This window comes from Streptomyces sp. NPDC090994 (assembly GCF_044768905.1).
Taxonomy (GTDB): Bacteria; Actinomycetota; Actinomycetes; order Streptomycetales; family Streptomycetaceae; genus Streptomyces.
Map to the genome: position 1 here is coordinate 141,052 of NZ_JBIVWS010000009.1, position 24,646 is coordinate 165,697.

The window sequence follows — 24,646 nt, forward strand, 5'->3', positions numbered from 1 at the left end:
GCGCCGACGGCCATGACATGGTGTCGGGATCCCGCGGGAACCGCGCATGTCCAAGGGCACGCGGGCACGGCCCGCGCGCCCCGGGGCACGGTTACTTCGCCTCGGAGTCGCCCTCGGACTTCTTCAGCGGCTCGTCCGTCGCCGCCTCGGCGGGCGCGGCGTCCGCGGCGGGCTCGTCCTTCTTGCCCAGCTCGACCTTGTCGTCGGGGGCGTCGGAGGCGGCGGCGGAGTCGTCGGCCCCGGTGAGGGAGGAGGCGTCGTCCGGGACGAGGTCCTCGTCGGACTTCAGGTCGTGCTCGATGCCGTGGACGATGCGGTTGTACTCGTCGTCGCTCAGGACGGCACCGATGGCGTTCTTCGCGAAGAGCAGTTCGACGCCCGGACCGGCGTCGAGGAGGACCGTGTCCTCGCTGACCTCCTTGACCGTGCCGTACATGCCCCCGATGGTGCGGACACCGGAGCCGGGCTGCATCTGGTTCCGCATGTCGGCGGCCTGCTGCTGCTTCTTCTTCGCCGACCGGGTCATCAGGAACATGGCCCCGATGAGCACGATGAACGGGAGGAGGGTCATGAGACTCACGGGTCGGTACTTCCTTCACACGACCGCGCTGTGAGCGGCCTGATGGTTGGGGGTGTCGTACGCAGCCGACAAGGGCGGCATCGGCGGAGTCTAAGCGAGTCCGCGCGCAGGGAACAACGCACAGGATGGCACCGGGGTTCCCTCTCGGGCCAATGCCCTCGCCGTCACGGCTCCCTCACGCTTCTCTCACTCCTCTCCCGGGCCCCTCCCGGACACCCGCCGGAGCCCTCTCATGCCCCGAACAGGTCGCCTTGTCCGTTTCCCGCGGCCGCCGGGCGGGGCGGGGTGAGGCCGAGGTGCGCCCAGGCGGCGGGGGTGCCGATCCGGCCACGCGGCGTACGGGCGAGCAGGCCCTCGCGGACCAGGAACGGCTCGGCGACCTCCTCGACCGTCTCGCGCTCCTCCCCCACCGCCACCGCCAGCGTCGACAGCCCGACCGGACCGCCGCCGAACAGCTTCAGCAGGGCCTCCAGGACGGCCCGGTCGAGGCGGTCCAGGCCACGGGCGTCGACCTCGTAGACCGCCAGGGCCGCCGCCGCGATGTCACGGGTGATCACACCGTCGGCCTTGACCTGGGCGTAGTCGCGGACCCGGCGCAGCAGGCGGTTGGCGATGCGGGGGGTGCCGCGGGAGCGGCCGGCGATCTCGGCGGCGCCGTCGGTGTCGATCTCGACGTCGAGGAGGCCGGCCGAGCGGTGGATCACGCGCCGCAGTTCGGCCGGCTCGTAGAACTCCATGTGGGCGGTGAAGCCGAAGCGGTCGCGCAGCGGGGGCGGCAGCAGGCCGGCCCGGGTGGTGGCGCCGACCAGGGTGAAGGGGGGCAGCTCCAGGGGGATGGCGGTGGCGCCGGGGCCCTTGCCGACGATGACGTCGACGCGGAAGTCCTCCATCGCCATGTAGAGCATCTCCTCGGCGGGCCGGGACATGCGGTGGATCTCGTCGAGGAAGAGGACCTCGCCCTCCTGGAGGGAGGAGAGGATCGCGGCGAGGTCGCCCGCGTGCTGGATGGCGGGTCCGGAGGTGATCCGGATCGGGGCCTCCATCTCGGCCGCGATGATCATCGACAGGGTGGTCTTGCCGAGGCCCGGGGCGCCGGAGAGGAGCACGTGGTCGGCGGTGGCTCCGCGCGCGCGGGCGGCGCGCAGGACGAGGTCGAGCTGCTCGCGGACCTTCTCCTGGCCGATGAACTCGTCCAGGTCCTTGGGGCGCAGGGCGGCCTCGACGGCCTGGTCCTCGCGGTCGGCGGCCGGGCCCACCAGCCGCTCGGCGGCGGCGCCGGTGTCGCCGGCGGCGGTGTCGTCGTCCCAGTTCATGTGTGGTCTGCCTCGGTTCTCGCTACGGTCGCTACGGCGGGGGGCAGCCGGCGGGGCGGCTGTCCGGGCGGCTATCGGGCGCGGTTCAGCGTCTGCAGGGCCGCCTTGAGCAACGCGCCCACCTGGGGCGTACCGCCCGCCGCTGCCGCCTGGGGGGCGACGGCGGTCACGGCCTCGTCGGCCTCGCGGGTGGCGTACCCGAGCCCGATGAGGGCGGCGTGCAGCTGGTCGCGCCAGCCGGTGGAGACCGGGGCGCCGACGGCGGGGGCGCCGACCGGCTCGCCGAGGCGGTCCTTCAGCTCCAGCAGCAGCTTCTGGGCGCCTTTCTTGCCGATGCCGGGGACGGCGGTCAGCGCCTTCTCGTCGCCGGTGGAGACGGCTCTGCGCAGGGCGTCCGGACTGTGCACGGCCAGCATGGCCTGGGCGAGGCGGGGGCCGACGCCGCTGGCGGTCTGGAGCAGTTCGAAGACCTGGCGCTCGTCGTCGTCGGCGAAGCCGTACAGGGTGAGGGAGTCCTCGCGGACCACCAGGGAGGTGGCGAGTTTGGCGGACTGGCCGACACGCAGCGTGGAGAGCGTGTTCGGCGTGCACTGGACGGCCATGCCTACGCCGCCGACCTCGACCACCGCGGCGTCGGGGGCGAGGGCGGCGACCGTGCCGCTGACGAAGGCGATCATGCGGGGCGGCCTTTCGGTACGGAGCGGGTGTGCAGGGCGACGGCCTGCTGGAGCCGGTTCTGCGCGGGAGCGCGCCAGATGTGGCAGATGGCGAGGGCGAGGGCGTCGGCGGCGTCGGCCGGCCTGGGCGGGGCGGCGAGCCGCAGCAGCCGGGTCACCATGGCGCCGACCTGCGCCTTGTCGGCGCGTCCCGAGCCGGTGACGGCGGCCTTGACCTCGCTGGGGGTGTGCAGGGCGACGGGGATGCCGCGCCGGGAGGCGCACAGGATGGCGACGGCGCTGGCCTGGGCGGTGCCCATCACCGTGCGCACGTTGTGCTGGCTGAAGACGCGCTCCACCGCGACGTACTCCGGGCGGTGCTCGTCGAGCCACTGCTCGATGCCCTGCTCGACGGCGACGAGGCGGTGGCCGAGGTCGGCGTCGGCCGGGGTGCGCACGACCCCGACACCGATCATGGTCAGCGGGCGGCCCGCGACTCCCTCGACCACGCCGACCCCGCAGCGGGTCAGTCCCGGGTCGACTCCCAGTACGCGCACGCCGCTCCCTCCCCTCGATCACCTGTTTGTGCAGGCTATCGGGTGCCACTGACAGAGCGACGGGCCGACGGGGTGTGTCCCGCCGGCCCGCTCAAGCCCGTACGCGCGTTACGCGTCGACCTTCTCCATGACCTCGTCGCTGACGTCGAAGTTGGCGAAGACGTTCTGCACGTCGTCGCTGTCCTCCAGGGCGTCGATCAGCTTGAAGATCTTGCGCGCGCCCTCCTCGTCCAGCTCGACCTGCATGGTCGGGACGAAGTTGGCGTCCGCCGACTCGTAGTCGATGCCGGCGTCCTGGAGGGCGGTGCGGACCGCGACCAGGTCGGTGGCCTCGCTGATCACCTCGAAGGTCTCGCCGAGGTCGTTGACCTCCTCGGCGCCCGCGTCCAGGACGGCGCCGAGGACGTCGTCCTCGGTCAGCTCGCCCTTGGGGACGATCACGACGCCCTTGCGGTTGAACAGGTACGACACCGAACCCGGGTCGGCCATGTTGCCGCCGTTGCGGGTCATGGCGACGCGCACGTCGGAGGCGGCGCGGTTGCGGTTGTCGGTCAGGCACTCGATGAGCACCGCGACGCCGTTCGGCCCGTAGCCCTCGTACATGATCGTCTCGTAGTCGGCGCCACCGGCTTCGAGACCGGCGCCGCGCTTGACCGCGGAGTCGATGTTCTTGTTCGGGACCGACTGCTTCTTCGCCTTCTGGATGGCGTCGTACAGCGTCGGGTTGCCGTCGACGTCGGCACCGCCCATGCGGGCCGCGACCTCGATGTTCTTGATCAGCTTCGCGAAGAGCTTGCCACGCTTGGCATCGATGACGGCCTTCTTGTGCTTCGTCGTGGCCCATTTAGAGTGGCCGGACATCTGCCTGTCTCCTTCGCGTAACCCATCTACTGAACGAACCCCAGAGATCCTACAAGGCATCCACCGCGCCCCGGGCGCGCACCATGTCGGTGAACAGGCGGTGCACGCGGTGGTCGCCGGTCAGCTCCGGGTGGAACGAGGTGGCCAGCGCGTTGCCCTGGCGGACCGCGACGATGTGGCCGTCGTGCTCGGCCAGCACCTCGGCCGCCGCGCCGACGGACTCCACCCAGGGCGCGCGGATGAAGACGCCCTCCACAGGATCGCCGTCCACGCCGCGGATGTCGACCGCCGCCTCGAAGGACTCGTTCTGCCGGCCGAAGGCGTTGCGGCGCACGATCATGTCGATGCCGCCGATGGTCTCCTGGCCGGAGCGCGGGTCGAGGATCTTGTCGGCGAGCAGGATCAGGCCGGCGCAGGTTCCGTAGACGGGCAGGCCGCCGCGCACGCGCGCGCGCAGGGGTTCCATCACCCCGAAGAGGACGGCCAGTTTGGAGATGGTGGTGGACTCGCCGCCGGGCAGGACCAGGCCGTCGACCTCGGCGAGTTCGTCGGGGCGCCGCACGGGCCTGGCCTCCGCGCCGGCCGCGGCCAGGGCGGCGAGGTGCTCCCGTACGTCGCCCTGGAGGGCCAGGACGCCGATGACAGGTGTCTCGCTCACGGTGCTCACCAGCCGCGGTTGGCGTACCGCTCGGCCTCGGGGAGGGTGTCGCAGTTGATGCCGACCATGGCCTCGCCGAGGTCGCGGGACGCGTCCGCGATGACCTTGGGGTCGTCGTAGAAGGTGGTCGCCTTGACGATGGCGGCGGCGCGCTTGGCCGGGTCGCCGGACTTGAAGATGCCGGAGCCGACGAAGACGCCCTCGGCGCCGAGCTGGCGCATCAGGGCGGCGTCGGCCGGGGTGGCCACACCGCCGGCGGAGAACAGCACCACCGGGAGCTTGCCCAGCTCGGCGACCTCCTTGACCAGCTCGTAGGGGGCGCGCAGCTCCTTGGCGGCGGCGTACAGCTCGTGGTTGTCACAGCCGCGCAGCCGGGCGATCTCGTTCTTGATCTGACGCAGGTGGCGCACCGCCTCGACGACGTTGCCGGTGCCGGCCTCGCCCTTGGAGCGGATCATCGCGGCGCCCTCGGCGATCCGGCGCAGCGCCTCGCCGAGGTTGGTGGCGCCGCAGACGAAGGGGGTGGTGAACGCCCACTTGTCGGAGTGGTTGACCTCGTCGGCCGGGGTGAGGACCTCGGACTCGTCGATGTAGTCGACGCCGAGGGACTGCAGGACCTGGGCCTCGACGAAGTGGCCGATGCGGGACTTGGCCATCACGGGGATGGAGACCGCGCCGATGATGCCCTCGATCATGTCCGGGTCGGACATCCGGGCCACGCCGCCGTCCTTGCGGATGTCGGCCGGGACGCGCTCCAGGGCCATGACCGCGACGGCACCCGCGTCCTCGGCGATCTTCGCCTGCTCCGGGGTGACGACGTCCATGATCACGCCGCCCTTGAGCTGCTCGGCCATGCCGCGCTTCACGCGCGCGGTGCCGGTCTCGGGAGCCTGGTTCTCGGAGTGGGTGCTGGACACGGAAGACCTCGCTGAAGAGATGAAGGGTTTCTGCAGCACTGAGGAAACGTGAACGGAGCAGGCCACAGCAAGGGCCAATGGGAAGACGGTGGATCGTTTTCCGGCGATTCCGGTCAGGCCGCCCGGTCGACCAGGGCGGTCGGCGGCTCGTCGTCCATCTCGAAGGCCAGCGGGAACGGCGCGTGGCCGGCCAGCCGGAACCAGCGGACCTTGCGGTGCTCGCGCAGCCGCCGGGCGGCGCCCACGGCGTCGTTGTGGAAGCGGCGGGCCATGGGGACGCGGCGCACCGCCTCGGTCAGCTCACCGGCCGCCTCCTCGCCGCCGGGCGCCTCGCGCAGGGCCGCCACCTGGTGCGCGTCCCCGAACACCGCCCGCAGCGCCTGGCTCAGCTCGCTCTCGGCGACCTCCCGCTGCTCCTCCTCGCTCTGCCGGGCCGCGTGCGCGGCCTCGTACAGGACGATCGAGGCGGCCGGGTCCAGGACACCGGCGGTGGCCAGTTCCTGGGCGACGGAGGCCCGGCGCAGCAACTGGGCGTCGAGCGCGGCGCGGGCGGCGTCGATCCGGGCGTGCAGGCGGTCGAGGCGGCCCGCCGTCCAGCTCAGGTAGAGGCCGATCGCCACGAGGGCCACGGCGATCCAGATCAGGGTTGCGGTCACGCTGCGCTAACTTACCTGGCGCCGTACCGGCCCGGACGGCCTCGTCCTGGAACGCCGGCCGGGCTGCCGCTGCCGGCCCGCCAGTCAGTCCCGGGCGAGCCCGAACCGCGCCCGCAGCCCCGTCGCCCGCTCGTCCGCCGCCACCGCCGCCGCGCCCGCCGTCACCGTCTCGTAGACGGACATGATGTCCGCGCCGACCGTCGACCAGTCGAAGCGCCGCACGTGCGCGCTGCCCCGCTCCCGCAGTTCCGCCAGCCGCGCCGGGTCCTCCAGGAGCCGTACGGCCGTGGCGGCCAGCGCCTCGGCGTCCTCGTTGGGGAACAGCTCACCGGCCGCGCCCCGGTCCAGGACCTGGGCGAAGGCGTCGAGGTCGGAGGCGAGCACGGGAGCGCCCGCGGACATCGCCTCGACCAGGATGATCCCGAAGCTCTCGCCGCCGGTGTTGGGAGCCACGTACAGGTCGACGCTGCGCAGGAAGCGGGCCTTGTCCTCGTCGCTGACCATGCCGAGGAACTCCACCCGGTCGCGCAGCCCGGCGGGCAGGGAGGCGACCGCCTCCTCCTCGTCGCCGCGGCCGGCGATCAGCAGCCGGGTCCCCGGACGGGCGGCGAGGATCTTCGGCAGGGCCTTCATCAGCACCGGCAGGCCCTTGCGGGGCTCGTCGATGCGGCCGATGAAGCCGATGGTGCCGCCCTGCCACTCGGGCCGGGGCTCGGCCTTGGCGAAGAAGTCGACGTCGACGCCGTTGGGGATGACGACCGCGTCGCCGCCCAGGTGCTCGACGAGGGTGCGGCGGGCGTACTCGCTCACCGCGATCCGGGCGCTGATCTTCTCCAGGGCCGCCTGGAGGATGGAGTACGCGGCGATCATCGCGCGGGAGCGCGGGTTGGACGTGTGGAACGTGGCCACGATCGGGCCCTGCGCCGCCCAGCAGGCCAGCAGGCCCAGCGACGGCGAGGTCGGCTCGTGGATGTGGATGACGTCGAACGCGCCGTCGTGCAGCCAGCGCCGTACCCGCGCGGCGCTCAGGAACCCGAAGTTCAGCCGGGCCACCGAGCCGTTGTACGGCACCGGCACCGCGCGGCCCGCGGAGACCACGTACGGCGGCAGCGGGGTGTCGTCGTCGGCCGGGGCCAGGACGGACACCTCGTGGCCGAGCCGGATGAAGTACTCGGCGAGGTCGCGGATGTGGAACTGGACGCCGCCCGGCACGTCCCAGGAGTACGGGCAGACGATGCCGATCCTCATGAGGTCCCCTTGGCGGGCCCCAGGTCGGCGAGCCACAAGCGCTGCAGCATGTGCCAGTCCTCCGGATGCTCGGCGATCCCCGTGGCGAAGGCGTCGGCCAGCGCCTGTGTCATGACGGACGCCTTCTCGCGCCGGTTGCCTGACTCGGGTACCCCGACGGGCGGATGGACCCGGCCCCGCATCACGGGCGAGTCGTCGTACCAGAGGGTCACGGGCAGCAGGGCCGCGCCGGTCTGCTGGGCGAGCAGCGCCGGGCCGCCCGGCATCCGGGCCGGCTCGCCGAAGAACTCGACCTCGACGCCGGAGGCGGACAGGTCGCGGTCGGCGACCAGGCAGACCAGGCCGCCGGCCCGCAGCCGCCGGGCCAGCGTGCCGAACGCCGCGCCGCCGGTGTGCGGCAGGACCTCCATGCCGAGGCCCTCGCGGTAGGCGACGAAGCGGTCGTAGAGGGTCTCCGGCTTCAGGCGCTCGGCGACCGTGGTGAAGGGAATGCCCAGCTCGGTGGTGAGCCAGGCGCCGGCCAGGTCCCAGTTGGCCAGGTGCGGCAGGGCGACGACCGCGCCCTTGCCCGCGTCCATGGCCTCGGTCAGGTGGTGCAGGTCCTTGACGGTGACGCCGGCCGCGATCCGATCGCGGCTCCAGGCGGGCAGCCGGAAGGACTCCATCCAGTACCGCAGGTACGAGCGCATGCCCGCGCGGGAGAGCGCCGCGAGCCGTTCGGGGCTCGCGCCGGGCACCACGCGCGCGTAGTTGCGCTCCAGCCGCAGGACGCCCTGGCCGCGCCGCTTCCAGGTGAGGTCCGCGACGGTGCGGCCGAGCCGTGCCGCGACGGGCTCGGGGAGCTTCTTCACGGTGCTCCAGCCGGCGCCGTACAGCGCGTCGGTCAGCCGCTCCTGGGCGCTCACTTGGCCGCCTCGCTCCCCCGCGCCTCGCGCGCGGCCGCGGCCTCCGCCTCGGCGGACTCCCGGCGGACCGTGACGACCCGCTGGACCAGCGTGACGAGGCTGCCGACGGCGACGATCCACAGCGCGACCGGCAGCAGGTACTGGATGCCGGGCACGCCGAACGCGTGCAGGCCCGCGAAGCCGGCCGCGACCAGGGAGATGACGAGCCGCTCGGCGCGCTCCACCAGTCCGTTGACGGCGACCGGCAGGCCGATCGACTCGCCGCGCGCCTTGGTGTACGACACCACCTGGCCGCTGGCCAGGCAGAAGATCGAGACGGCGCAGAGCACGTTGTCGCCGCCGCTGCCCGCGTACCAGAGCGCGAAGCCGCCGAAGATCGCCCCGTCGGCGACCCGGTCGAGAGTCGAGTCCAGGAAGGCGCCCCAGCGGCTGGAGCGGCCGAGCTGGCGGGCCATGTTCCCGTCGACCAGGTCGGAGAAGACGAAGAGGGTGATCACCACCGTGCCCCAGAAGAACTCGCCCCTGGGGTAGAAGACCAGCGCTCCCGCGACCACACCCGCGGTCCCGATGAGCGTGACCGTGTCCGGGCTGACCCCCCGGCGGATGAGAAACGCGGCGAACGGTGTGAGGACACGCGTGAAGAATGCACGCGCGTACTTGTTCAGCATGGCCTTCCCGACGGTCGGTGTCGCCGCGCGGCCCCTGCTGGCCGCCGGCTGGCCCATCGTAGCCACGCGCGCGCGTGGGCGACGGACGGGCACCCGGACCGCCGTCCGGGCCGGACGCGCGACGGGGCCGGGTCCTTCGTATGGACGCGGCGTGACGGGAGTGGAAAGCTCGAAGGACCGCGGGCGTCGCCGGAGCCGCTCGCACGCGGCCGACGCGTGTCCGCGCCCACAGTGACCTCACCGTGCACGGGAGGCAGGGTTATGGGCGACAAGGCACACACACATCCCGGAGCCGCCGGCAGGGCACAGGCGGCCGACCATCCCGCGTCCGTACGGAATGTGGTGCTGGTCGGCCACTCCGGATCGGGCAAGACGACTCTGGTGGAGGCCCTCGCGCTGACCGCGGGGGCGCTGAACCGGGCGGGCCGCGTGGAGGACGGCGGCTGTGTCTCCGACTACGACGAGATCGAGCACCGGCAGCAGCGCTCCGTACAGCTCTCGCTCGTCCCCGTCACCTGGGACGGCATCAAGATCAACCTTCTCGACACCCCGGGGTACGCCGACTTCGTCGGTGAGCTGCGGGCCGGTCTGCGGGCGGCGGACGCGGCCCTCTTCGTCGTCTCGGCCGCGGACGGCGTGGACGGCTCGACGCGCATGGTGTGGGAGGAGTGCGCGGCCGTCGGCATGCCGCGCGCCCTCGTGATCACGCACCTGGAGGCCGCGCGGGCCGGCTTCGAGGAGACGACCCGGAGCTGCGCCGAGGCGTTCGGGGCCGACGACCCCGACGCCGTACTGCCGCTCTACCTGCCGCTGCACGGCCCGCGGCACCCCGACGGCCACGCGCCCGTAACCGGTCTGATCGGTCTGCTGACGCAGAAGCTGTTCGACTACTCGACCGGCGAGCGCAAGGAGTCCGAGCCGGGCGAGGACGAACTGCCGCTGATCGAGGAGGCCCGCGACCGGCTGATCGAGGGGGTCATCGCGGAGAGCGAGGACGAGACCCTCATGGACCGCTACCTGGGCGGCGAACCGGTCGACGTCAAGACGCTCGTCCAGGACCTGGAGCGGGCCGTGGCGCGCGGGGTGTTCTTCCCCGTGCTGGCCGCCGCCCCCGCCGCCGAGGGCGCCCGGCAGGGCCTGGGCACGGTGGAACTGCTGGAGCTGATCACCCGCGGCTTCCCGACGCCGCTGGAGCGCGAGGCACCCCGGGTGACCACCCCCGACGGCCGGCCCCGCGCGCTGCGGCCGTGCGATCCCGGCGAGTCACTGGTCGCGGAGGTCGTCAAGACGTCCTCCGACCCGTACGTCGGCCGGATCTCCCTGGTCAGGGTGTTCTCCGGCACCCTGCGCGCCGACCAGACGGTGCACGTCTCCGGGCACGGGCTGGCCGACCGCGGGCACGAGGGCCGCGCCCTCCACGAAGCCGACGAGCGCGTCGGCGCCCTGTCGACCCCCTTCGGCAAGCAGCAGCGTCCGGTCTCCCACGTCATCGCGGGCGATCTGGCGTGCGTGGCGAAGCTGGCCCGCGCGGAGACCGGCGACACGCTGTCCGCGAAGGACGACCCGCTGCTGATGGAGCCGTGGCAGATGCCCGACCCGCTGCTGCCGCTCGCCATCCAGGCGCACAGCAAAGCCGACGAGGACAAGCTCTCCCAGGGGCTGGCCCGCCTGGTCGCCGAGGACCCGACGATGCGCCTGGAGCAGAACCAGGACACCCACCAGGTGGTCCTGTGGTGCCTGGGCGAGGCGCACGCGGACGTCGCCCTGGAGCGGCTGCGCGGCCGGTACGGCGTCCAGGTCGACGTCGTACCGCACCTGGTGGCGCTGCGGGAGACGTTCGGCGCGAAGGCGGCCGGGCGCGGCCGGCACGTCAAGCAGTCCGGCGGGCACGGGCAGTACGCCATCTGCGAGATCGAGGTCGAGCCGCTGCCGGGCGGCTCGGGCATCGAGTTCGTCGACAAGGTGGTCGGCGGCGCGGTCCCCCGGCAGTTCGTGCCCTCCGTCGAGAAGGGCGTGCGCGCGCAGGCCGCCAAGGGCGTCGCCGCGGGCCATCCGCTGATCGACGTGCGGATCACGCTGGTGGACGGCAAGGCGCACTCGGTGGACTCCTCCGACGCCGCCTTCCAGACGGCCGGCGCGCTGGCGCTGCGGGAGGCCGCCGCCGACGCGAAGATCCATCTGCTGGAACCGGTGGCCGAGGTCGGTGTGCTGGTCGGCGACGACTACGTGGGCGCGGTGATGAGCGACCTGTCCGGGCGGCGCGGCCGGGTGCTCGGCACCGAGCAGACGGCGGGCGGACGCACCCTGGTCCGCGCCGAGGTGCCGGAGATCGAGATCGGCCGGTACGCGGTGGACCTGCGCTCCCTCTCCCACGGCACGGCCCGTTTCGACCGCCGCTACGCACGGCACGAGCCGATGCCGCCGCAGGTCGCGGCGCGGGTCGGGGAAGCGGCGCGCGGCGGCGGCTGACCGGCGCCGGGCGCACTCCGGCGGTCCGTGCGCCCCGTGCCGCGCTCCAGGTCGGCGGGCGGCTCGCACCGTCCGCCGACGGGCACCCGCGCCGGGAGATACGCTGATGACCTGATCAACAGGTGTGCGGAGCACGGAAGTCGGGAAAGCCGCTTGAGCGAGAGCGGCTTCGATCTGGGGGCGGGAATGACCGACGGCGGTTACGCGGACTTCTTCGGGCCTCAGGTGCCCCGGGCGGGAGACGCGAGCCAGACGGCCACGCTGGCGCTGGCGTCGGCGGCCTACCGGGACAGCCCTGTGGAGGACATCAAGAAGGCCGACAACGAGTGGCACCAGACGGCCGTCAACGCGGGCCGTTCCTGGGCCACGATCTTCAAGCCCAACCTGGGCGAGGCGTTCGCCCAAGCGGTGGTCGGCCGCATGCTGGGCAGCGGGCGCAAGCCCCTCATCCAGTCCTTCGGCACCGAGCCGCAGGTCGTCGTCGAGCACTGTCTGGCGGCCAACCGCATCCGCAAGGAGCGCGACCGGAAGCTGACCGCCGTCATGGCGGTGTGCGGGCTGCTCTTCCTGCCCGGGCTGCTGGTCTGGCTGCTCGTCTTCCAGATCCGCAGCACGGTCGCCAAGTCGGAGAACAAGCAGGCCGGCGCCCTCGGCACCGCCGTGCTCGTCGCGGTGGGCGCGCTGGCCGTGCTCTTCGTCCTCAAGATGCCGTTCGGCGGTTTCTGGGGCTGGTACGGGCGGCTGGCGGCCGTGATGCCGGTGGTCGGCTGGTTCTGGGCCAAGCGGGTCTGCGAGAACACGGCGAAGGACCTCAGGGAGCGCTGGGGCAGCCTGGTCAAGGGCGCCAGCGTCGCCGCCAAGATTCCGGAGGCGGTGCCCAGCAACCCCAATGAGACCGCCGCCGAGCAGCTGCGCCAGTCGCTGGCCAGGCTGGGCGCCGAGCAGCAGTCCAACTCGGTCTTCTACGCCGGCCCCAAGGGCATCCTCGGCATGGGCACCCGCTGGGGCAGCTGGCAGCTGGCCGAGGAGCTGGTCCCGGCGGACCCGTCCCGGGAGATCCACCCGTTCCGCAGCTGGGACGTCATACGGTCCATCCACGACCAGCTCAGCCAGCTGGAGCGCGGCCCGCTGAACACCAACGGCTTCACCAAGCCGTCGGTCCGGCACTGGATCGTCACGCCGATCGCGGAGGGCGCGGGGGCGGTGTCCCGTCCGGAGGGCGCGGACGTCGAGGCGTACCAGGTCAAGCCGCACGCCATCCAGGAGATCTGCAACAACCAGCAGTTCGGCGCCGGCGACCGGCACTACCTGGGCGTGCAGTGGACCCTGTGGGACGGGCAGCTGATCATCACCATGATGATCACGGTGACGGTGCTGCACTCGACGCTGCGGATCGAGGTCACCGGCCACGCCCTGGGCCCGGTGAACGGCCTGTTCATGGGCGGGCCCTCGGCCCCCTCCAAGACGGTCACCAAGTCGTTCAAGCCGTGGGAGACCCGCAAGGTGATGCTCCCGCTGGTCAACACCCAGGAAGTGGTACGGCTGGCCGTCCGCGCCCCGTTGACCTTCTACACGCCGGCGCTGAACTGGCTGGGCGGCACGATCTCGCTGCCCGAGCCGTTCGGCCTGCGGCACGCCTGGGCCGACCAGCCCTGGCGGCACCGCTTCATGGCCGACGACGCGCTGCGGGCGGCGACGCCGGTGCTGCGGGTGGTGCACCGGGCGGCGATCAAGGTGCTGGAGGAGAACGGCGTGAACACCGAGAAGTTCGGCGCGCGGTCGGCGTTCCTCAGCGGCGCGGTGCAGGACCCGACGCCGGGGAAGGCCGACACGTACAACGCGTAGCCGTCAGGCCGTGGGCCACGCCTCCGCCAGCATCTTGCGGGTGTCCCCGAGGAGCTGCGGCAGCACCTTGGTGTGGCCGACCACCGGCATGAAGTTGGTGTCGCCGCCCCAGCGGGGCACGACGTGCTGGTGGAGGTGGGCGGCGATGCCCGCGCCGGCCACCGAGCCCTGGTTCATGCCGATGTTGAAGCCGTGGGCGCCGGAGGCGGTGCGCAGGGCCGTCATCGCCTGCTTGGTCAGCTCGGCCAGCTCGGCGGTCTCCTCGCCGGTCAGCTCGGTGTAGTCGGCGACGTGCCGGTAGGGCACGGCCATGAGGTGGCCGCCGGTGTAGGGGTAGAGGTTGAGCACCGCGTAGACCAGCTCACCGCGCCGGACGACGAGGCCGTCCTCGTCCGATTTGGCCGGGATCGAGCAGAAGGGACAGCCGTCGTCGGCGCCCGGGCCGCTCGGCTTGTTCTCGCCCTGGATGTAGGCCATCCGGTGGGGCGTCCACAGGCGCTGGAACGCGTCCTGCGTCCCCACTCCCAACTGCTGCTCCGGCTCACTCGTCATGCGTGCAGCATATGGCGTCCGCCCGGGGCGACGGGAAAGGCCCCCGGTTGCCCGGGGGCCTCGCCGTGAGCCGGTCGGCGGTCGGCCGGTCAGACCTGCGCGCGCTCCTCGACGACCTTGGCGATCTTCGCGATGGCGTCCTCGACGGGGATGCCGTTCTCCTGGGAGCCGTCGCGGTAGCGGAAGGAGACGGCGCCGGCCGCCATGTCCTCGTCGCCCGCGATGACCATGAACGGCACCTTCTGCTTCTGGGCGTTGCGGATCTTCTTCTGCATCCGGTCGGAGGACGCGTCCACCTCCACCCGCAGCCCCGCCGCCCGCGCCTGCTCCGCGAACTCCTGGAGGTAGGGCACGTGCGCGTCGCCGATCGGGATGCCCAGCGCCTGGACGGGGGCCAGCCAGGCCGGGAAGGCGCCGGCGTAGTGCTCAAGCAGGACGCCGAAGAACCGCTCGATGGAGCCGAACAGCGCGCGGTGCAGCATGACCGGCTGCTGGCGGGAGCCGTCCGCGGCGGTGTACTCCAGGCCGAACCGCTTGGGCTGGTTGAAGTCGACCTGGAGGGTGGACATCTGCCAGGAGCGGCCGATCGCGTCCTTGACCTGCACGGAGATCTTCGGCCCGTAGTACGCGGCGCCGCCCGGGTCGGGAACGAGCGGGAGGTTCTGCTTCTCGGCGGCCTGGCGCAGCGCCTCGGTCGCCTCCGCCCACTCCTCGTCCGAGCCGATGAACTTGTCGGAGTCGTCGCGGGTGGACAGCTCCAGCTCGAACTCGGTCAGGCCGTAGTCCCGCAGCAGGTCGAGCACGAAGGTCAGGAGCGTGTCCAGCTCCTGGGGCATCTGCTCCTTGGTGCAGTAGATGTGCGAGTCGTCCTGGGTGAAGCCGCGCGAGCGGGTCAGGCCGTGCACGACGCCCGACTTCTCGTACCGGTACACGGTCCCGAACTCGAAGAGGCGCAGGGGCAGTTCGCGGTAGGAACGGCCGCGCGACTTGAAGATCAGGTTGTGCATCGGGCAGTTCATCGCCTTGAGGCGGTAGTTCTGCTCGTCGAACTGGATGGGCGGGAACATGCCGTCCGCGTAGTGCGGCAGGTGCCCGGAGATCTCGAAGAGGTGCTCCTTCGAGATGTGCGGAGTGTTCACGAACTCGTACCCGGAGACCTCGTGCCGGCGGCGCGAGTAGTCCTCCATGACCTTGCGGATCACACCGCCCTTGGGGTGGAAGACCGCGAGGCCGGGGCCCAGCTCGTCGGGGAAGGAGAACAGGTCCAGCTCGGCGCCGAGCTTGCGGTGGTCGCGCTTCTCGGCCTCGGCGAGGAAGTCCAGGTGGGCCTTGAGTTCGTCCTTGGACGGCCAGGCGGTGCCGTAGATCCGCTGGAGCTGCGGGTTCTTCTCGCTGCCGCGCCAGTAGGCGGCGGCGGAGCGCATCAGCTTGAACGCCGGGATGTTCCGGGTGGTCGGCAGGTGCGGGCCGCGGCACAGGTCCTTCCAGCACAGCTCGCCGGTCTTGGCGTCGAGGTTGTCGTAGATGGTCAGCTCACCGCCGCCCACCTCCGCGTCGGCGCCGTCGGCGGCCTGCGCGGCGTTGCCCTTGAGGCCGATCAGCTCCAGCTTGTACGGCTCGTCGGCCAGCTCCTCGCGGGCGGCGTCGTCGCTGGTGACGCGGCGGGAGAAGCGCTGGCCCCGCTTCTGGATCTCCTGCATCTTCTTCTCGACGCGCTTGAGGTCCTCCGGGGTGAAGGGCTCCTTGACGTCGAAGTCGTAGTAGAAGCCGTCCCGGATGGGCGGGCCGATGCCCAGCTTCGCCTCGGGGAACAGCTCCTGCACCGCCTGCGCCATGACGTGCGCGGTGGAGTGGCGCAGGATGTTCAGGCCGTCCTCGGAGGAGATCTCGACGCCCTCGACGGTCTCGCCGTCCCGCAGCTCGTACGCGAGGTCCTTCAGCTCGCCGTCCACGCGGGCGGCGACGACCGTGCGCTCGCCGGGGAAGAGGTCGGCGGCGGTGGTGCCCGTCGTCACCACGCGTTCTTCCCGCTCGGAATCGCGTTGGATGATCACACGGACGTCTGACACCGGTCTCTCCTGACTGAAGTGGGTCGCGGCGCCATACCGGAGCGCACGCATGAGGGCGATCGTACCGACCCGGCCCGGCCGACCGCGAAACAGATACCCGGCTCACTCCCCGGCGCAGGCCTCCTCGAAGAAGTCGAGGTCCTCCTGGAGCGCCTTGAGCATCCGGTCCCGGTCGGCGTCGTCCACCTGCACGGGCACCACCCCGCCCGCGCCGCTGAGCCGTCGGAAACCGCCCCGGCTCTCCAGCCGGCCGTCCACCCGCACCGGCAGTCCGACGAGGTGGGCGTGGCCGGCGATGCGGTACGCGTCCTCGTCGAGGGCGACCCGGACGTGCGGGACGTCGGCGCCGGACAGCACCCGCAGCCGTACGGTGCCCGCGCCGCGCGGTCCGGACCTGCGCATCCGGACGACGGTGCCGGTCAGGCGCACCGGTACGGAGGGTTCGGCACGCAGGTAGCGGGCGCCGGCCTCGCGCAGGACGGGCAGGTCGCCGGGCGAGAACTCGACGGGCTCGGCGGGGGCGGCACGGCCCTCGGGGGCTGCGGCGGCGGGGGCCCAGTCGACGGCGATCCGGGCGCCCTCGGTGCCCTGGACGAGGGCGACCAGCGCCTCGGTGAGTTCATGGCTGACGCCGGCCTCGACAGCGGTGTCGAAGGCGTCCAGGCCGCCGGTGGCCCGCTGGTAGTCGACGGCCTCGCGGGCCGCGTGGAGGGCCTGGTGGAGGCGGAGGGCGAGGGGGCGGCCGGTGGCGACGGGCAGGTGCGCGGTGAGGCGGTGGCCGCCCGGGGCGGGGCCGACCAGGACGTCGGCCAGGGCCCCGGCTGCGGCGCGGCGGTGCCGGGCGCCGTAGTAGCCGGCCCGCGCGCGCGTGGCGAGCGCCCCGGCGAGCAGCATGCGGCGGGCGGCGGTGCGCAGCTGTTCCGCCGCGGTCCACGCGGTGGCCTCGCCGGGGCCGGCCGGTGCCTGCCGCCACCAGTGGATCTCGTCGCTGGGCACGGCGAGGCCGAGCAGCACCTCGCGGGCGGACGGGGTGCCCGCGCGGGCGAGGGCCAGCAGGGCCTCGGCCAGCAGGTCGTCGCTGTCGGGGAAGGCCCGGCTCTCGGGCACCAGCAGGCTGGTGGCGGCGCCGGCCGGCCCTGGCGGGGTCCAGCGGCCGTAGCGTCCGGGGGCGCCGCCGCGGCGCTGCCAGCCGTGCCGGCGCAGCAGGGCGGCGAGTACGGCCGGGTCGACGTCGGCCGGGGCGGGCGGCGGGCTGTCCCAGGAACCGGCGGGGTGCGGGCGTACCGGCCGGGGCGGCCGGCCGGCGGGGCGGTCCGTCATGGTTTCCCTCCCGTCCCGACCCGCGTCATGATCTCGCACAGCGCCCGGTCGTCGAAGACGCGCGCGGTCGGCACTCGCACGGTGGTGCGGTGCCGGCCGGTGACGGGATGCCCGGCCAGGTTGATCCAGTAGCAGCAGTGCCTGAGATCGAGGCGGTCGTGCCCGGCCCGCAGCCACTGGTCCCGGGAGCGGGGGACGATCATCACGACCAGGATCTTGTGGACCGAGACCGGGGTGCGGGCGAGCTTCGCCAGGTGCGCGTTGTCGAGCGTGAAGGAGAAGGAGCGGCCCGGCGGGTCCGGCGGGATCTGGTACGTCGCCTTGAGCTGCACCTTGATGGCGACCTCGTCGTCGACGGTGTGCCCGGGCGCGCTGTGGCTGACGTGCCAGTCGATGCCGTTGTCGGGGAACGGCTGGGACAGTGAGCAGCCGGCCGCCGCGGCGACCGCGTGCAGATAGCCGACCTGGAGTGTCTCCATGCAGGCGGTGACGGCGAGGGACCCGCGGACGGGCGCCGTGCGCTCGGGCAGCAGCCCGCCCCGTTCGGGCTGCGCTACGGCCATGGGCGGGCAGCCTTCCAGAACTGATGTGTTCGCGCCGCGGGTCGCTGAACTGCGAGGACCCACACTCCTGTTGTCTCCTTCCGGCGTACGGCGCAAACAGCCCGGGTATCACCCGAGCGGGCAGCGGACGGAATGTCAACTGCCGACGGTGATCGAGGGGTTGTGGTGGTATGACGTGCTGGTACGAAGGACCCCTGGCCGCGTTCGACACGGAGACCACGGGTGTCGACGTCGAGACCGACCGGATCGTGTCGGCCGCCGTCGTCGTCCAGGACGCCCCGGGCCTCCGGCCGCGGGTCAGCCGCTGGCTGGTCAACCCGGGCGTCGCGGTGCCCGAGGCGGCGACCGCGGTGCACGGGCTGACGGAGGAGCATCTGCGGCGCAACGGCCGCTGGCCGGCGCCGGTGATGTACGAGGTGGCGGAGGCGCTGGCGGAGCAGGCCCGGACGGGGCGGCCGCTCGTGGTGATGAACGCGCCGTTCGACCTGACGCTGCTCGACCGGGAGTTGCGGCGCCATCGCGCCTCCTCGCTGGGGCGCTGGCTGGAGCGGACGCCGCTGCACGTCCTCGATCCGCGGGTGCTCGACAAACACCTGGACCGCTACCGCAAGGGCCGCCGGACCCTGACCGACCTGTGCGCGCACTACGGCGTCCCGCTGGAGGGGGCGCACGACGCGGCGGCCGACGCGCAGGCGGCGCTGGAGGTGGTACGGGCGGTGGGGCGCCGGTTCGCGGGGCGGCTGGAGCGCCTCTCCCCCGCCGAGCTGCACACCTTGCAGGCGGTGTGGCACGCGGCACAGGCCCGGGGGCTGCAGGCGTGGTTCGCGGCCAGTGGCACGGAGGAGGAGGTGGACCCGGCGTGGCCGCTGCGCCCGGACCTGCCGGCGGCGGCCTGAGGGCACGGGTACGGGTACGGGCAGCAAAAAACCGGCCCGCCGTGTGGCGGGCCGGTCTTCCCGGTGGGCGATACTGGGTTCGAACCAGTGACCTCTTCGGTGTGAACGAAGCGCTCTCCCACTGAGCTAATCGCCCGGGAACGCACTGAACAATACAGGTCCCGGCACGCTTCCTTCAAACCGCTGCCAGGTGGGCGGCCAGGCCGCGCCGCCCGGCCCGCATCATCAGCGTGTGGTTGGCGCGGAAGAAGGCCCGCCCGGGGACGGCGAGCCGGCGCAGCAGCGGCTTGCGGACGTCGACCTCCTGGTCGTAGCGGACGAGGGTGCCGGTCCCGTCAGGGGTGACCGTCCAGCGCGCCCAGCCCTCGATGTCGCCGGAGAGTGAGACCTCCAGCACGCCGGCCTCCGGGTCGCGCCGCCCCTCCCGCAGGACCTGGGTGAGGTCGTACGGGAGGAGCGAGCGGACGCGGAGGGTGCCGCTGTCGGCGTCGAGGCGGGTGACCTCGCGGACCTGCGGCCACCAGCGGGGGTAGTCCTCGATCCGCTCCAGGGCGCGGTAGACGGCCGGGGCGGACGCGGGCAGCGCCCACAGGCTGCGGAAGCGGTAATGGTTCCAGTCCACGTCCGCAGCCTGCCCGCGCGGCAGCGGGTTACGGCATCCGGTCGCCCAGCAGGGCGAGGTTCTCGATGGCGGCGAGGCCGTAGAGGGCGGTGTCGTTGGTGGCGACCCAGGCCGCCTCGCTGCCGGGCACCAGTGCCGTCGGGCCGCTGATCTTCTCCGTCGTCCAGGGGGACGATTCCTTGTAGCCGTCGGAGTTGTAGAACTTCTCCCACGCGCGCGTGGCGAGCTTTTCGTCCCCGGTCTGTACGGCGGCGTAGGCGTCGAGGCGGGAGTGGCCCTGGAAGAGGATCAGGGAGCCGAAGTGGGAGCCGTAGCGGGCGGCCTGTTCGGTCTTGGAGGCGTTGAAGTAGCGGCAGTAGTCGTAGTACGCCTCGTTGAACTCCGGTATGTCGACCAGGTCGATGAGTTCCGCGCACAGTTCGTTGAGGCCGAAGACGGCGGACAGGTGCGAGACGCCGACCACCGGCTGCTCGGCCACGGCGAACTCGCCGGTGTCGAGGTCGTACAGGCCGCTGCCCTGGACGAAGCCGTTGGGCTGGGCGGCGATGCCCTTCATGGTGGACAGCACCCGGGCCTTGGCCTTCTCCCACTTGGGGCCCTTGCGTTCCCACTCGGTCAGCCAGGCCGACACCAGGCCGCTCCAGTCGGTGCCGAAGCCGATCGACAGGGCGTGCCGGTCGGGGGTGTAGGGGTCGGTGCGGACCTTGCGGTTGGGGTCGAGGACGAGGAACGTCTCGTCGGAGTCGACGTTGGCGTGCATGAGGTCGCCGACGCGTTCGTCGGCGGTGAGGAAGTAGTAGAAGCGGCGGTAGGTGGTGTTGGCGATGCGCTGCTGCTTGGCGCTGTCGGCGTAGTGCTGGACGCCGTGCCGGGTGCCGAGGCCCGCCCACTTGCCCAGGTGGTAGACGTCGACCTCGCCGGTGTGCCGGGTCATCGCCTCGGCGAAGCGGAAGATGTCGGCCCGGCCGCTTCGGAGGTACGCGTACCAGAGCCACAGGTCGGGTGAGAGTTCGGAGTTGTCCCAGGCGTAGCCGCCGACGTCGTACCGCCACTGGTGCCGGACGGTGTCGTACGTGTGCATGATGTCGCCGTAGTCCCAGAAGCCGTACCAGCGGCGCTGCTCCACCTGGTCCTTGTAGTAGGTGAAGAGGAAGTCGAGGTGGTCCTCGATCTTGGCCTTGGCCGGGGTCGAGCGGTCGGGCTCGGCGTACAGGCCCTTGCCGAAGACGCCCGCCTTGATGAGCTGGGCCGGCGGGGCGGCGAGCTGCGGCAGCACGCGGACGGCCTCGACCTGCTCGGCGAGCGTCTCGGGGGTGGGGGTGGCGGCGTTGGCCCAGAAGAGGAGTTCCGAGGTGCGGGCGATGCCGTAGGGGGTGCCGAACTCGGGCTCGTAGTCCTCGTAGGTGATGTTGAGGCCTTCGAGCTGCTCGGCGTAGGTGTCCTGGCCCATGCCGTCGTGGTAGAAGCGCAGGTCCATGGGCTGGGCCTCGGGTGACCAGAGCCAGAGGGTGACCTCGGCCTCGTCGGTCTGGGCGTCGCGGATGTCGAGCTGGGCGGGGTACTTCTCCCAGAAGTCGCGCAGGCCGAAGGAGAGCCCGCCGCTCACCCCGCCGACGTAGCCGAATCCGGAGGCGCGTCGTCCGCCGCCGGCGCCGATCCAGCCGTGGCCCTTCTTGGTGCGCTTGCGCAGGGTGAAGCCGTCGGCGGACAGCTGGGAGAGGGTGTAGTCGCCCCACTCGGGGATGTACTGGAGGCGGGTGGTGACCCGCTGGTCCCAGGTGGCCGGGTCGGGCAGCTTCTCCCCCGCGTACTGCGCGGCCTGGACGGCGGCCCCCGGGTCGCGGCGCAGTCCGGTGATGCCCTTGACGGCCTCGCGCAGCAGGCCGGTGCCCTCGCCGCCGATGCGGATGTGGCGGTCGTAGGCGGCGTCGCGCATCGGCACGGTGAAGCGGACTCCGAGGCCCCGGATGAAGTCGCCGGACGCCTTTCCGGGCTCCTGGGTGCCGTCGAAGGTGATGGTGTGCACCATGCGGAAGGAGTCGGCGCCCGCGTAGAAGTAGAGGCGGAGGGAGAAGGGGAGCCAGCTGCGGCCGCCCTTGCGGTGCTTGCCGTCGATCCGGACGACGGCGCGGACCGGGCCCTCCTGCTCGACCTCCACGTCCGAGATCGCGCCGTCGAAGCGCTCGTACTTGACCGTGCCCTGGTCGCCGTCCTCGATCTCGGGCTGGCGCAGCAGGACGAGGCGGCCGTTCTTGGCTATCTCGGTGGAGCCGCGGGTGACGGACTTGACGAGGGTGGCGCCGTCGGTGCCGATCCGCGCGGTGATGACGCCGGTCGATATGTCGATCCCTCCGCCGCGCCGGGTGACAGTGACCTTCTTCTCGGGGGCGGCCGGGGTGCCGGTGGTGAGGGTGAGCTTGCCGGAGCCCGAACCGACCGCGTGCGCCGTCCACTTCAGGGAGCCGTCCGGCCAGTACGCCAAGGGCCAGGACTGGGTGGGTACGGCCTTGCCGTCGGCGTCGGTGACGGCGAAGGTCTGGTCCGGCTGGTGGGTGCCCTTGGGCCAGGGGACGCCGACGGTGGAGCCGGGGGCGGCGCCCAGGCCGCCGTCCTCCAGCCAGTCGAGGGTGACGGGGGCGTCGTCGGCGGTGTCGGCGGCGGGCGCGGCCTGGGCCTCGCGGGTGCCCAGGGCCCAGCTGAACTGGGCGGCGGCTCCGGCGACGGCGGCGGCCTTGAGGAGGGATCTGCGGGGGATGGAAGCCATCAGGGATCAGCCTTTCCTTCCTTGCGGGTGCACAGGTATGTCAAGGGCATGACAGATGGAGGCGCGGCGCGCGGGGCGCCGCTCCCCAGGGGGGGTTCAGTCGCGGCCGTACCGCCGCTCCACGGCGACGGCCGCCGCCGCGACGGCCCCGAGGACCGGGATTGCCAGCGGCGCGACGACCAGCGTGGAACCGGCGACGACCGCCAGTCCGCAGACGATCAGCAGGGAGCCGGCGGGGTCGCGCAGGGTCCGGCGCCCCGCGGCGGCGAGCAGCGCGCGCCAGGACGCGCCGGGCGTCCACACCGCCGCCGCGCGCAGCACCGCCACCACCAGGGCGACCAGCGCGAGCAGACCGACCGCCCCGGCGAACGGACCGCCGGGCAGCCCGGCCCGCGCGGCCTGGACGTCCACCCAGACCGCGCCCGCCGCCGCCCACCCGGCGAGCCCGACGGCCCACCCGCGGCGCACGGCCGCCCGGAAGTCGGCGGTGAACTCGCGTCGGCCGCCGCCCTCGTGGGCGGTCCGGCGGCGCAGGTGCCGGGCGCCCGCGGCGAAGGCCGCGGGGTAGGTGACGACGCCGAGACAGGCCACGGCGATCCACACCCCGGTGAGCATGCACTCGGCGAAGACGGCGAAGCGTTCGCCGCCGAACACCGGCTCCTTGCGCGCCTTCACACGTGTCCCAGCCATACCGGCCGCCTCACTTCAGTCCGGAGGTCGCCATGCCGTCGATGAGATAGCGCTGGAAGGCCATGAAGAACGCGACGACCGGGACCAGCGCGACCAGCGACATCGCGATCATGCTGCCGTAGTTGGAGATGCCCTCCTGGTCGCGGAACATCATCAGGCCGAGCGAGACGGTGTACTTGGACGGGGTGTTGAGGTAGATCAACGGCCCCATGAAGTCGTTCCAGGCGTTGATGAAGGTGAAGATGGCGCTGGTGATGAGGGCGGGGCGGCACAGCGGCAGCACGACGGACCAGTAGGTCCTCAGGTGCCCGCAGCCGTCGAGCTTGGCGGCCTCGTCCAGCTCGCGCGGCAGCCCGCGCATGAACTGCACCATCAGGAAGACGAAGAACGCCTCCACGGCCAGGAACTTGCCGGCCACCAGCGGCACCAGGGTGTCGACGAGTTCAAGCTTGCGGAACATCACGTACTGCGGGATGAGCAGCACGTGGTACGGCAGCAGCAGCGTGCCGATCATCAGCGTGAACAGCAGGTTCCGCCCGGCGAACCGAATCTTGGTGAAGGCGTAGGCCGTCAGCGAGCTGGACAGCACCACACCGACCACGGCGAGCACCGCGTACGTCAGCGAGTTGACGAAGAAGCTGCTGATGGAGATGCCGGAGATGCCGTCGGCGAGCCCGGAGAAGTTGGCCCAGACCGGCTCGGTGGGCAGCAGGTCGAGGCTGGCGATGATGTCCTTGCTCGGCTTGAACGCCGCGCCGACGACCCAGATCACGGGGTACAGGACGACCGCGAGGACGACGAGCGCGCCCACGTGCCAGGCGATCGATCCGGTGCGCCGCCGGTCGCCCGCGGTGCGCGCGGCGGGGGTGGTGGCGGTGGTCACTTGGCGGCCTCCTCGTAGTGCACCCACTTCTTCTGCGACCAGAACAGCACCGCCGTCACCAGCGCCACCGCGACCACCAGGGTCCAGGCCATCGCGGAGGCGAAGCCCATCTGGGCCTCCTTGAAGCCCTTCTGGTAGAGGTAGCAGGTGTAGACGAGGGTGGCGTCGGCCGGTCCGCACCGGGTGTCGGAGACGACGTAGGCGGAACCGAACACCTGGAACGCGTGGATGGACTCCAGCAGTACGTTGAAGAACAGCACCGGGGAGATCATCGGCAGCGTGATGTTCCAGAACCGCCGCAGCGGCCCGGCCCCGTCCACCTCGGCCGCCTCGTACAGCTCCCGTGGGACCTGCTTGAGGCCGGCCAGGAAGATGACCATCGGCGCGCCGAACTGCCAGATGCTCAGCGCCACCAGGGCGTAGAGGACGTAGTCGGGGTTGCCGATCCAGCCCCCGACGTCCAGACCGAAGATCTTCTGGCCGCGGTCCACGATCGCGTCGTCCGAGAACAGCGCCCGCCACACGAAGCCCACCGAGACACTGGCGCCGATGAGCGAGGGCATGTAGAACGCGGCCCGGTACAGCCCCTGTCCGCGCCGCTGCTGCGCGAGCAGCATCGCGACGCCGAGCGCCAGCAGCAGCTTCAGCGGGGTGGCCACGACGACGTACTTCAGGGTGACCTCGACCGACTTCTGCCAGCGCGGGTCCTGGAACATCGTGGTGAAGTTGTCCAGCCCCACCCACTGCGGCGGCGTGAACAGGTTGTAGCTGGTGAACGCGTAGTACAGCGACGCGATCATCGGCCCCGCCGTGAGCAGCACGAACCCGGCGAGCCACGGCGACATGAAGAGGTAGCCGGCGAGGTTCTCGCGGCGCCGCCCGCGCCGCCCGGCCGCGGGAGCGGCGGACCGCTTCCCGGCCGGGGGTGCGGGCGCTTCCTTGACGAGCGTCATG

The 24,646-nt window shown here is 72.1% G+C and carries 23 protein-coding genes and 1 tRNA gene; 3 read left to right on the top strand and 21 right to left on the bottom strand.

The features are described 5' to 3' along the window. Positions 1–91 precede the first annotated feature (91 nt). From yajC to pgsA, 11 genes are all read right to left on the bottom strand, one after another. Positions 92–580 carry a preprotein translocase subunit YajC gene (gene yajC, locus ACIQR3_RS20560; RefSeq protein ID WP_403540820.1) on the bottom strand — a complete coding sequence of 163 codons (489 nt, stop codon included), beginning with the start codon at positions 578–580 and terminating at the stop codon, positions 92–94. Between the two features lie 230 nt (positions 581–810). Next, positions 811–1,893: a Holliday junction branch migration DNA helicase RuvB gene (gene ruvB / locus ACIQR3_RS20565; RefSeq protein WP_403540822.1), complete on the bottom strand. Its 1,083-nt coding sequence runs from the start codon at positions 1,891–1,893 to the stop codon at positions 811–813. Between the two features lie 71 nt (positions 1,894–1,964). Continuing rightward, positions 1,965–2,570, bottom strand: a complete 606-nt coding sequence (gene ruvA, locus ACIQR3_RS20570) for a Holliday junction branch migration protein RuvA (RefSeq protein WP_403540825.1) — start codon at positions 2,568–2,570, stop codon at positions 1,965–1,967. Next, positions 2,567–3,106, bottom strand: a complete 540-nt coding sequence (gene ruvC / locus ACIQR3_RS20575; protein ID WP_403540827.1) for a crossover junction endodeoxyribonuclease RuvC — start codon at positions 3,104–3,106, stop codon at positions 2,567–2,569. The genes ruvA and ruvC overlap by 4 nt, the downstream gene beginning before the upstream one ends. 108 nt (positions 3,107–3,214) lie before the next feature. After that, the gene (locus ACIQR3_RS20580; RefSeq protein ID WP_215168641.1) at positions 3,215–3,967 is read right to left on the bottom strand and encodes a YebC/PmpR family DNA-binding transcriptional regulator; all 753 of its coding nucleotides are present in this window, start codon (positions 3,965–3,967) and stop codon (positions 3,215–3,217) included. A gap of 49 nt (positions 3,968–4,016) precedes the next feature. After that, positions 4,017–4,625 (bottom strand): pyridoxal 5'-phosphate synthase glutaminase subunit PdxT, encoded by a 609-nt coding sequence (pdxT, locus tag ACIQR3_RS20585; protein WP_403540830.1) that lies wholly within the window; start codon positions 4,623–4,625, stop codon positions 4,017–4,019. 5 nt (positions 4,626–4,630) lie between these two features. Next, positions 4,631–5,542, bottom strand: coding sequence for a pyridoxal 5'-phosphate synthase lyase subunit PdxS (pdxS, locus tag ACIQR3_RS20590; protein WP_403540833.1), 912 nt, complete (start codon positions 5,540–5,542; stop codon positions 4,631–4,633). A 113-nt stretch (positions 5,543–5,655) separates the two neighbouring features. Next, a complete protein-coding gene (locus ACIQR3_RS20595; RefSeq protein ID WP_215168644.1) occupies positions 5,656–6,198 on the bottom strand; it encodes a hypothetical protein in 543 nt (180 codons plus the stop codon). A gap of 84 nt (positions 6,199–6,282) precedes the next feature. After that, positions 6,283–7,446 carry a glycosyltransferase family 4 protein gene (locus ACIQR3_RS20600; protein ID WP_403540836.1) on the bottom strand — a complete coding sequence of 388 codons (1,164 nt, stop codon included), beginning with the start codon at positions 7,444–7,446 and terminating at the stop codon, positions 6,283–6,285. Further along, positions 7,443–8,351, bottom strand: a complete 909-nt coding sequence (locus ACIQR3_RS20605) for a phosphatidylinositol mannoside acyltransferase (protein WP_403540838.1) — start codon at positions 8,349–8,351, stop codon at positions 7,443–7,445. The genes ACIQR3_RS20600 and ACIQR3_RS20605 overlap by 4 nt, the downstream gene beginning before the upstream one ends. Beyond that, positions 8,348–9,076 carry a phosphatidylinositol phosphate synthase gene (gene pgsA / locus ACIQR3_RS20610; protein WP_403541052.1) on the bottom strand — a complete coding sequence of 243 codons (729 nt, stop codon included), beginning with the start codon at positions 9,074–9,076 and terminating at the stop codon, positions 8,348–8,350. Before pgsA ends, ACIQR3_RS20605 begins: the two co-directional genes overlap by 4 nt. A 204-nt stretch (positions 9,077–9,280) precedes the next feature. On the opposite strand from pgsA, the gene ACIQR3_RS20615 reads away from it, so the two are divergent. Together ACIQR3_RS20615 and ACIQR3_RS20620 are read left to right on the top strand one after the other, a co-directional pair. Further along, a complete protein-coding gene (locus ACIQR3_RS20615) occupies positions 9,281–11,488 on the top strand; it encodes an elongation factor G-like protein EF-G2 (RefSeq protein WP_403540841.1) in 2,208 nt (735 codons plus the stop codon). Positions 11,489–11,674: 186 nt separating this feature from the next. Then, the gene (locus tag ACIQR3_RS20620) at positions 11,675–13,333 is read left to right on the top strand and encodes a hypothetical protein (RefSeq protein ID WP_215168673.1); all 1,659 of its coding nucleotides are present in this window, start codon (positions 11,675–11,677) and stop codon (positions 13,331–13,333) included. Between the two features lie 3 nt (positions 13,334–13,336). Here the strand turns inward: ACIQR3_RS20620 and ACIQR3_RS20625 are convergent, their stop codons facing one another. From ACIQR3_RS20625 to ACIQR3_RS20640, 4 genes are all read right to left on the bottom strand, one after another. Beyond that, positions 13,337–13,885: an HIT domain-containing protein gene (locus ACIQR3_RS20625; RefSeq protein WP_215168648.1), complete on the bottom strand. Its 549-nt coding sequence runs from the start codon at positions 13,883–13,885 to the stop codon at positions 13,337–13,339. An 89-nt stretch (positions 13,886–13,974) separates the two neighbouring features. Then, entirely contained in the window at positions 13,975–15,954 is a 1,980-nt protein-coding gene (gene thrS, locus ACIQR3_RS20630) for a threonine--tRNA ligase (RefSeq protein WP_403540844.1), read from the bottom strand. A gap of 102 nt (positions 15,955–16,056) precedes the next feature. Beyond that, a complete protein-coding gene (locus ACIQR3_RS20635) occupies positions 16,057–17,274 on the bottom strand; it encodes a hypothetical protein (RefSeq protein ID WP_403540847.1) in 1,218 nt (405 codons plus the stop codon). After that, positions 17,271–17,837 (bottom strand): DUF4365 domain-containing protein, encoded by a 567-nt coding sequence (locus ACIQR3_RS20640; protein WP_403540850.1) that lies wholly within the window; start codon positions 17,835–17,837, stop codon positions 17,271–17,273. Before ACIQR3_RS20640 ends, ACIQR3_RS20635 begins: the two co-directional genes overlap by 4 nt. Before the next feature lie 170 nt (positions 17,838–18,007). On the opposite strand from ACIQR3_RS20640, the gene ACIQR3_RS20645 reads away from it, so the two are divergent. Continuing rightward, positions 18,008–18,733 (top strand): 3'-5' exonuclease, encoded by a 726-nt coding sequence (locus ACIQR3_RS20645; RefSeq protein ID WP_403540853.1) that lies wholly within the window; start codon positions 18,008–18,010, stop codon positions 18,731–18,733. Positions 18,734–18,797: 64 nt separating this feature from the next. Here ACIQR3_RS20645 and ACIQR3_RS20650 read toward each other — a convergent pair. From ACIQR3_RS20650 to ACIQR3_RS20675, 6 genes are all read right to left on the bottom strand, one after another. Beyond that, positions 18,798–18,869: transfer RNA gene (locus ACIQR3_RS20650), tRNA-Val, on the bottom strand. A gap of 39 nt (positions 18,870–18,908) precedes the next feature. Next, complete coding sequence (locus tag ACIQR3_RS20655) at positions 18,909–19,355, bottom strand: SRPBCC family protein (RefSeq protein ID WP_403540856.1); 447 nt, start codon at positions 19,353–19,355, stop codon at positions 18,909–18,911. A gap of 28 nt (positions 19,356–19,383) precedes the next feature. Next, on the bottom strand, positions 19,384–22,119 hold the full coding sequence (locus ACIQR3_RS20660; RefSeq protein ID WP_403540859.1) for a Tat pathway signal sequence domain protein: 2,736 nt from the start codon (positions 22,117–22,119) through the stop codon (positions 19,384–19,386). A 96-nt stretch (positions 22,120–22,215) separates the two neighbouring features. After that, positions 22,216–22,809 (bottom strand): hypothetical protein, encoded by a 594-nt coding sequence (locus tag ACIQR3_RS20665; RefSeq protein ID WP_403540862.1) that lies wholly within the window; start codon positions 22,807–22,809, stop codon positions 22,216–22,218. 10 nt (positions 22,810–22,819) lie between these two features. Continuing rightward, positions 22,820–23,692, bottom strand: a complete 873-nt coding sequence (locus ACIQR3_RS20670) for a carbohydrate ABC transporter permease (RefSeq protein ID WP_403540864.1) — start codon at positions 23,690–23,692, stop codon at positions 22,820–22,822. After that, positions 23,689–24,645, bottom strand: a complete 957-nt coding sequence (locus ACIQR3_RS20675) for a carbohydrate ABC transporter permease (protein ID WP_403540867.1) — start codon at positions 24,643–24,645, stop codon at positions 23,689–23,691. The genes ACIQR3_RS20670 and ACIQR3_RS20675 overlap by 4 nt, the downstream gene beginning before the upstream one ends. Between the last annotated feature and the right edge of the window lies 1 nt (position 24,646).

What these genes read in the sequence shown, in the direction of transcription:
- ruvB (WP_403540822.1), bottom strand. Translation starts at nt 1,893, where the DNA reads ATGAACTGGGACGACGACACCGCCGCCGGCGACACCGGCGCCGCCGCC.
- ruvA (WP_403540825.1), bottom strand. Translation starts at nt 2,570, where the DNA reads ATGATCGCCTTCGTCAGCGGCACGGTCGCCGCCCTCGCCCCCGACGCC.
- ACIQR3_RS20580 (WP_215168641.1), bottom strand. Translation starts at nt 3,967, where the DNA reads ATGTCCGGCCACTCTAAATGGGCCACGACGAAGCACAAGAAGGCCGTC.
- ACIQR3_RS20600 (WP_403540836.1), bottom strand. Translation starts at nt 7,446, where the DNA reads ATGAGGATCGGCATCGTCTGCCCGTACTCCTGGGACGTGCCGGGCGGC.
- pgsA (WP_403541052.1), bottom strand. Translation starts at nt 9,076, where the DNA reads ATGGGCCAGCCGGCGGCCAGCAGGGGCCGCGCGGCGACACCGACCGTC.
- ACIQR3_RS20615 (WP_403540841.1), top strand. Translation starts at nt 9,281, where the DNA reads ATGGGCGACAAGGCACACACACATCCCGGAGCCGCCGGCAGGGCACAG.
- ACIQR3_RS20620 (WP_215168673.1), top strand. Translation starts at nt 11,675, where the DNA reads ATGACCGACGGCGGTTACGCGGACTTCTTCGGGCCTCAGGTGCCCCGG.
- ACIQR3_RS20625 (WP_215168648.1), bottom strand. Translation starts at nt 13,885, where the DNA reads ATGACGAGTGAGCCGGAGCAGCAGTTGGGAGTGGGGACGCAGGACGCG.
- ACIQR3_RS20635 (WP_403540847.1), bottom strand. Translation starts at nt 17,274, where the DNA reads ATGACGGACCGCCCCGCCGGCCGGCCGCCCCGGCCGGTACGCCCGCAC.
- ACIQR3_RS20640 (WP_403540850.1), bottom strand. Translation starts at nt 17,837, where the DNA reads ATGGCCGTAGCGCAGCCCGAACGGGGCGGGCTGCTGCCCGAGCGCACG.
- ACIQR3_RS20645 (WP_403540853.1), top strand. Translation starts at nt 18,008, where the DNA reads ATGACGTGCTGGTACGAAGGACCCCTGGCCGCGTTCGACACGGAGACC.
- ACIQR3_RS20660 (WP_403540859.1), bottom strand. Translation starts at nt 22,119, where the DNA reads ATGGCTTCCATCCCCCGCAGATCCCTCCTCAAGGCCGCCGCCGTCGCC.
- ACIQR3_RS20665 (WP_403540862.1), bottom strand. Translation starts at nt 22,809, where the DNA reads ATGGCTGGGACACGTGTGAAGGCGCGCAAGGAGCCGGTGTTCGGCGGC.
- ACIQR3_RS20675 (WP_403540867.1), bottom strand. Translation starts at nt 24,645, where the DNA reads ATGACGCTCGTCAAGGAAGCGCCCGCACCCCCGGCCGGGAAGCGGTCC.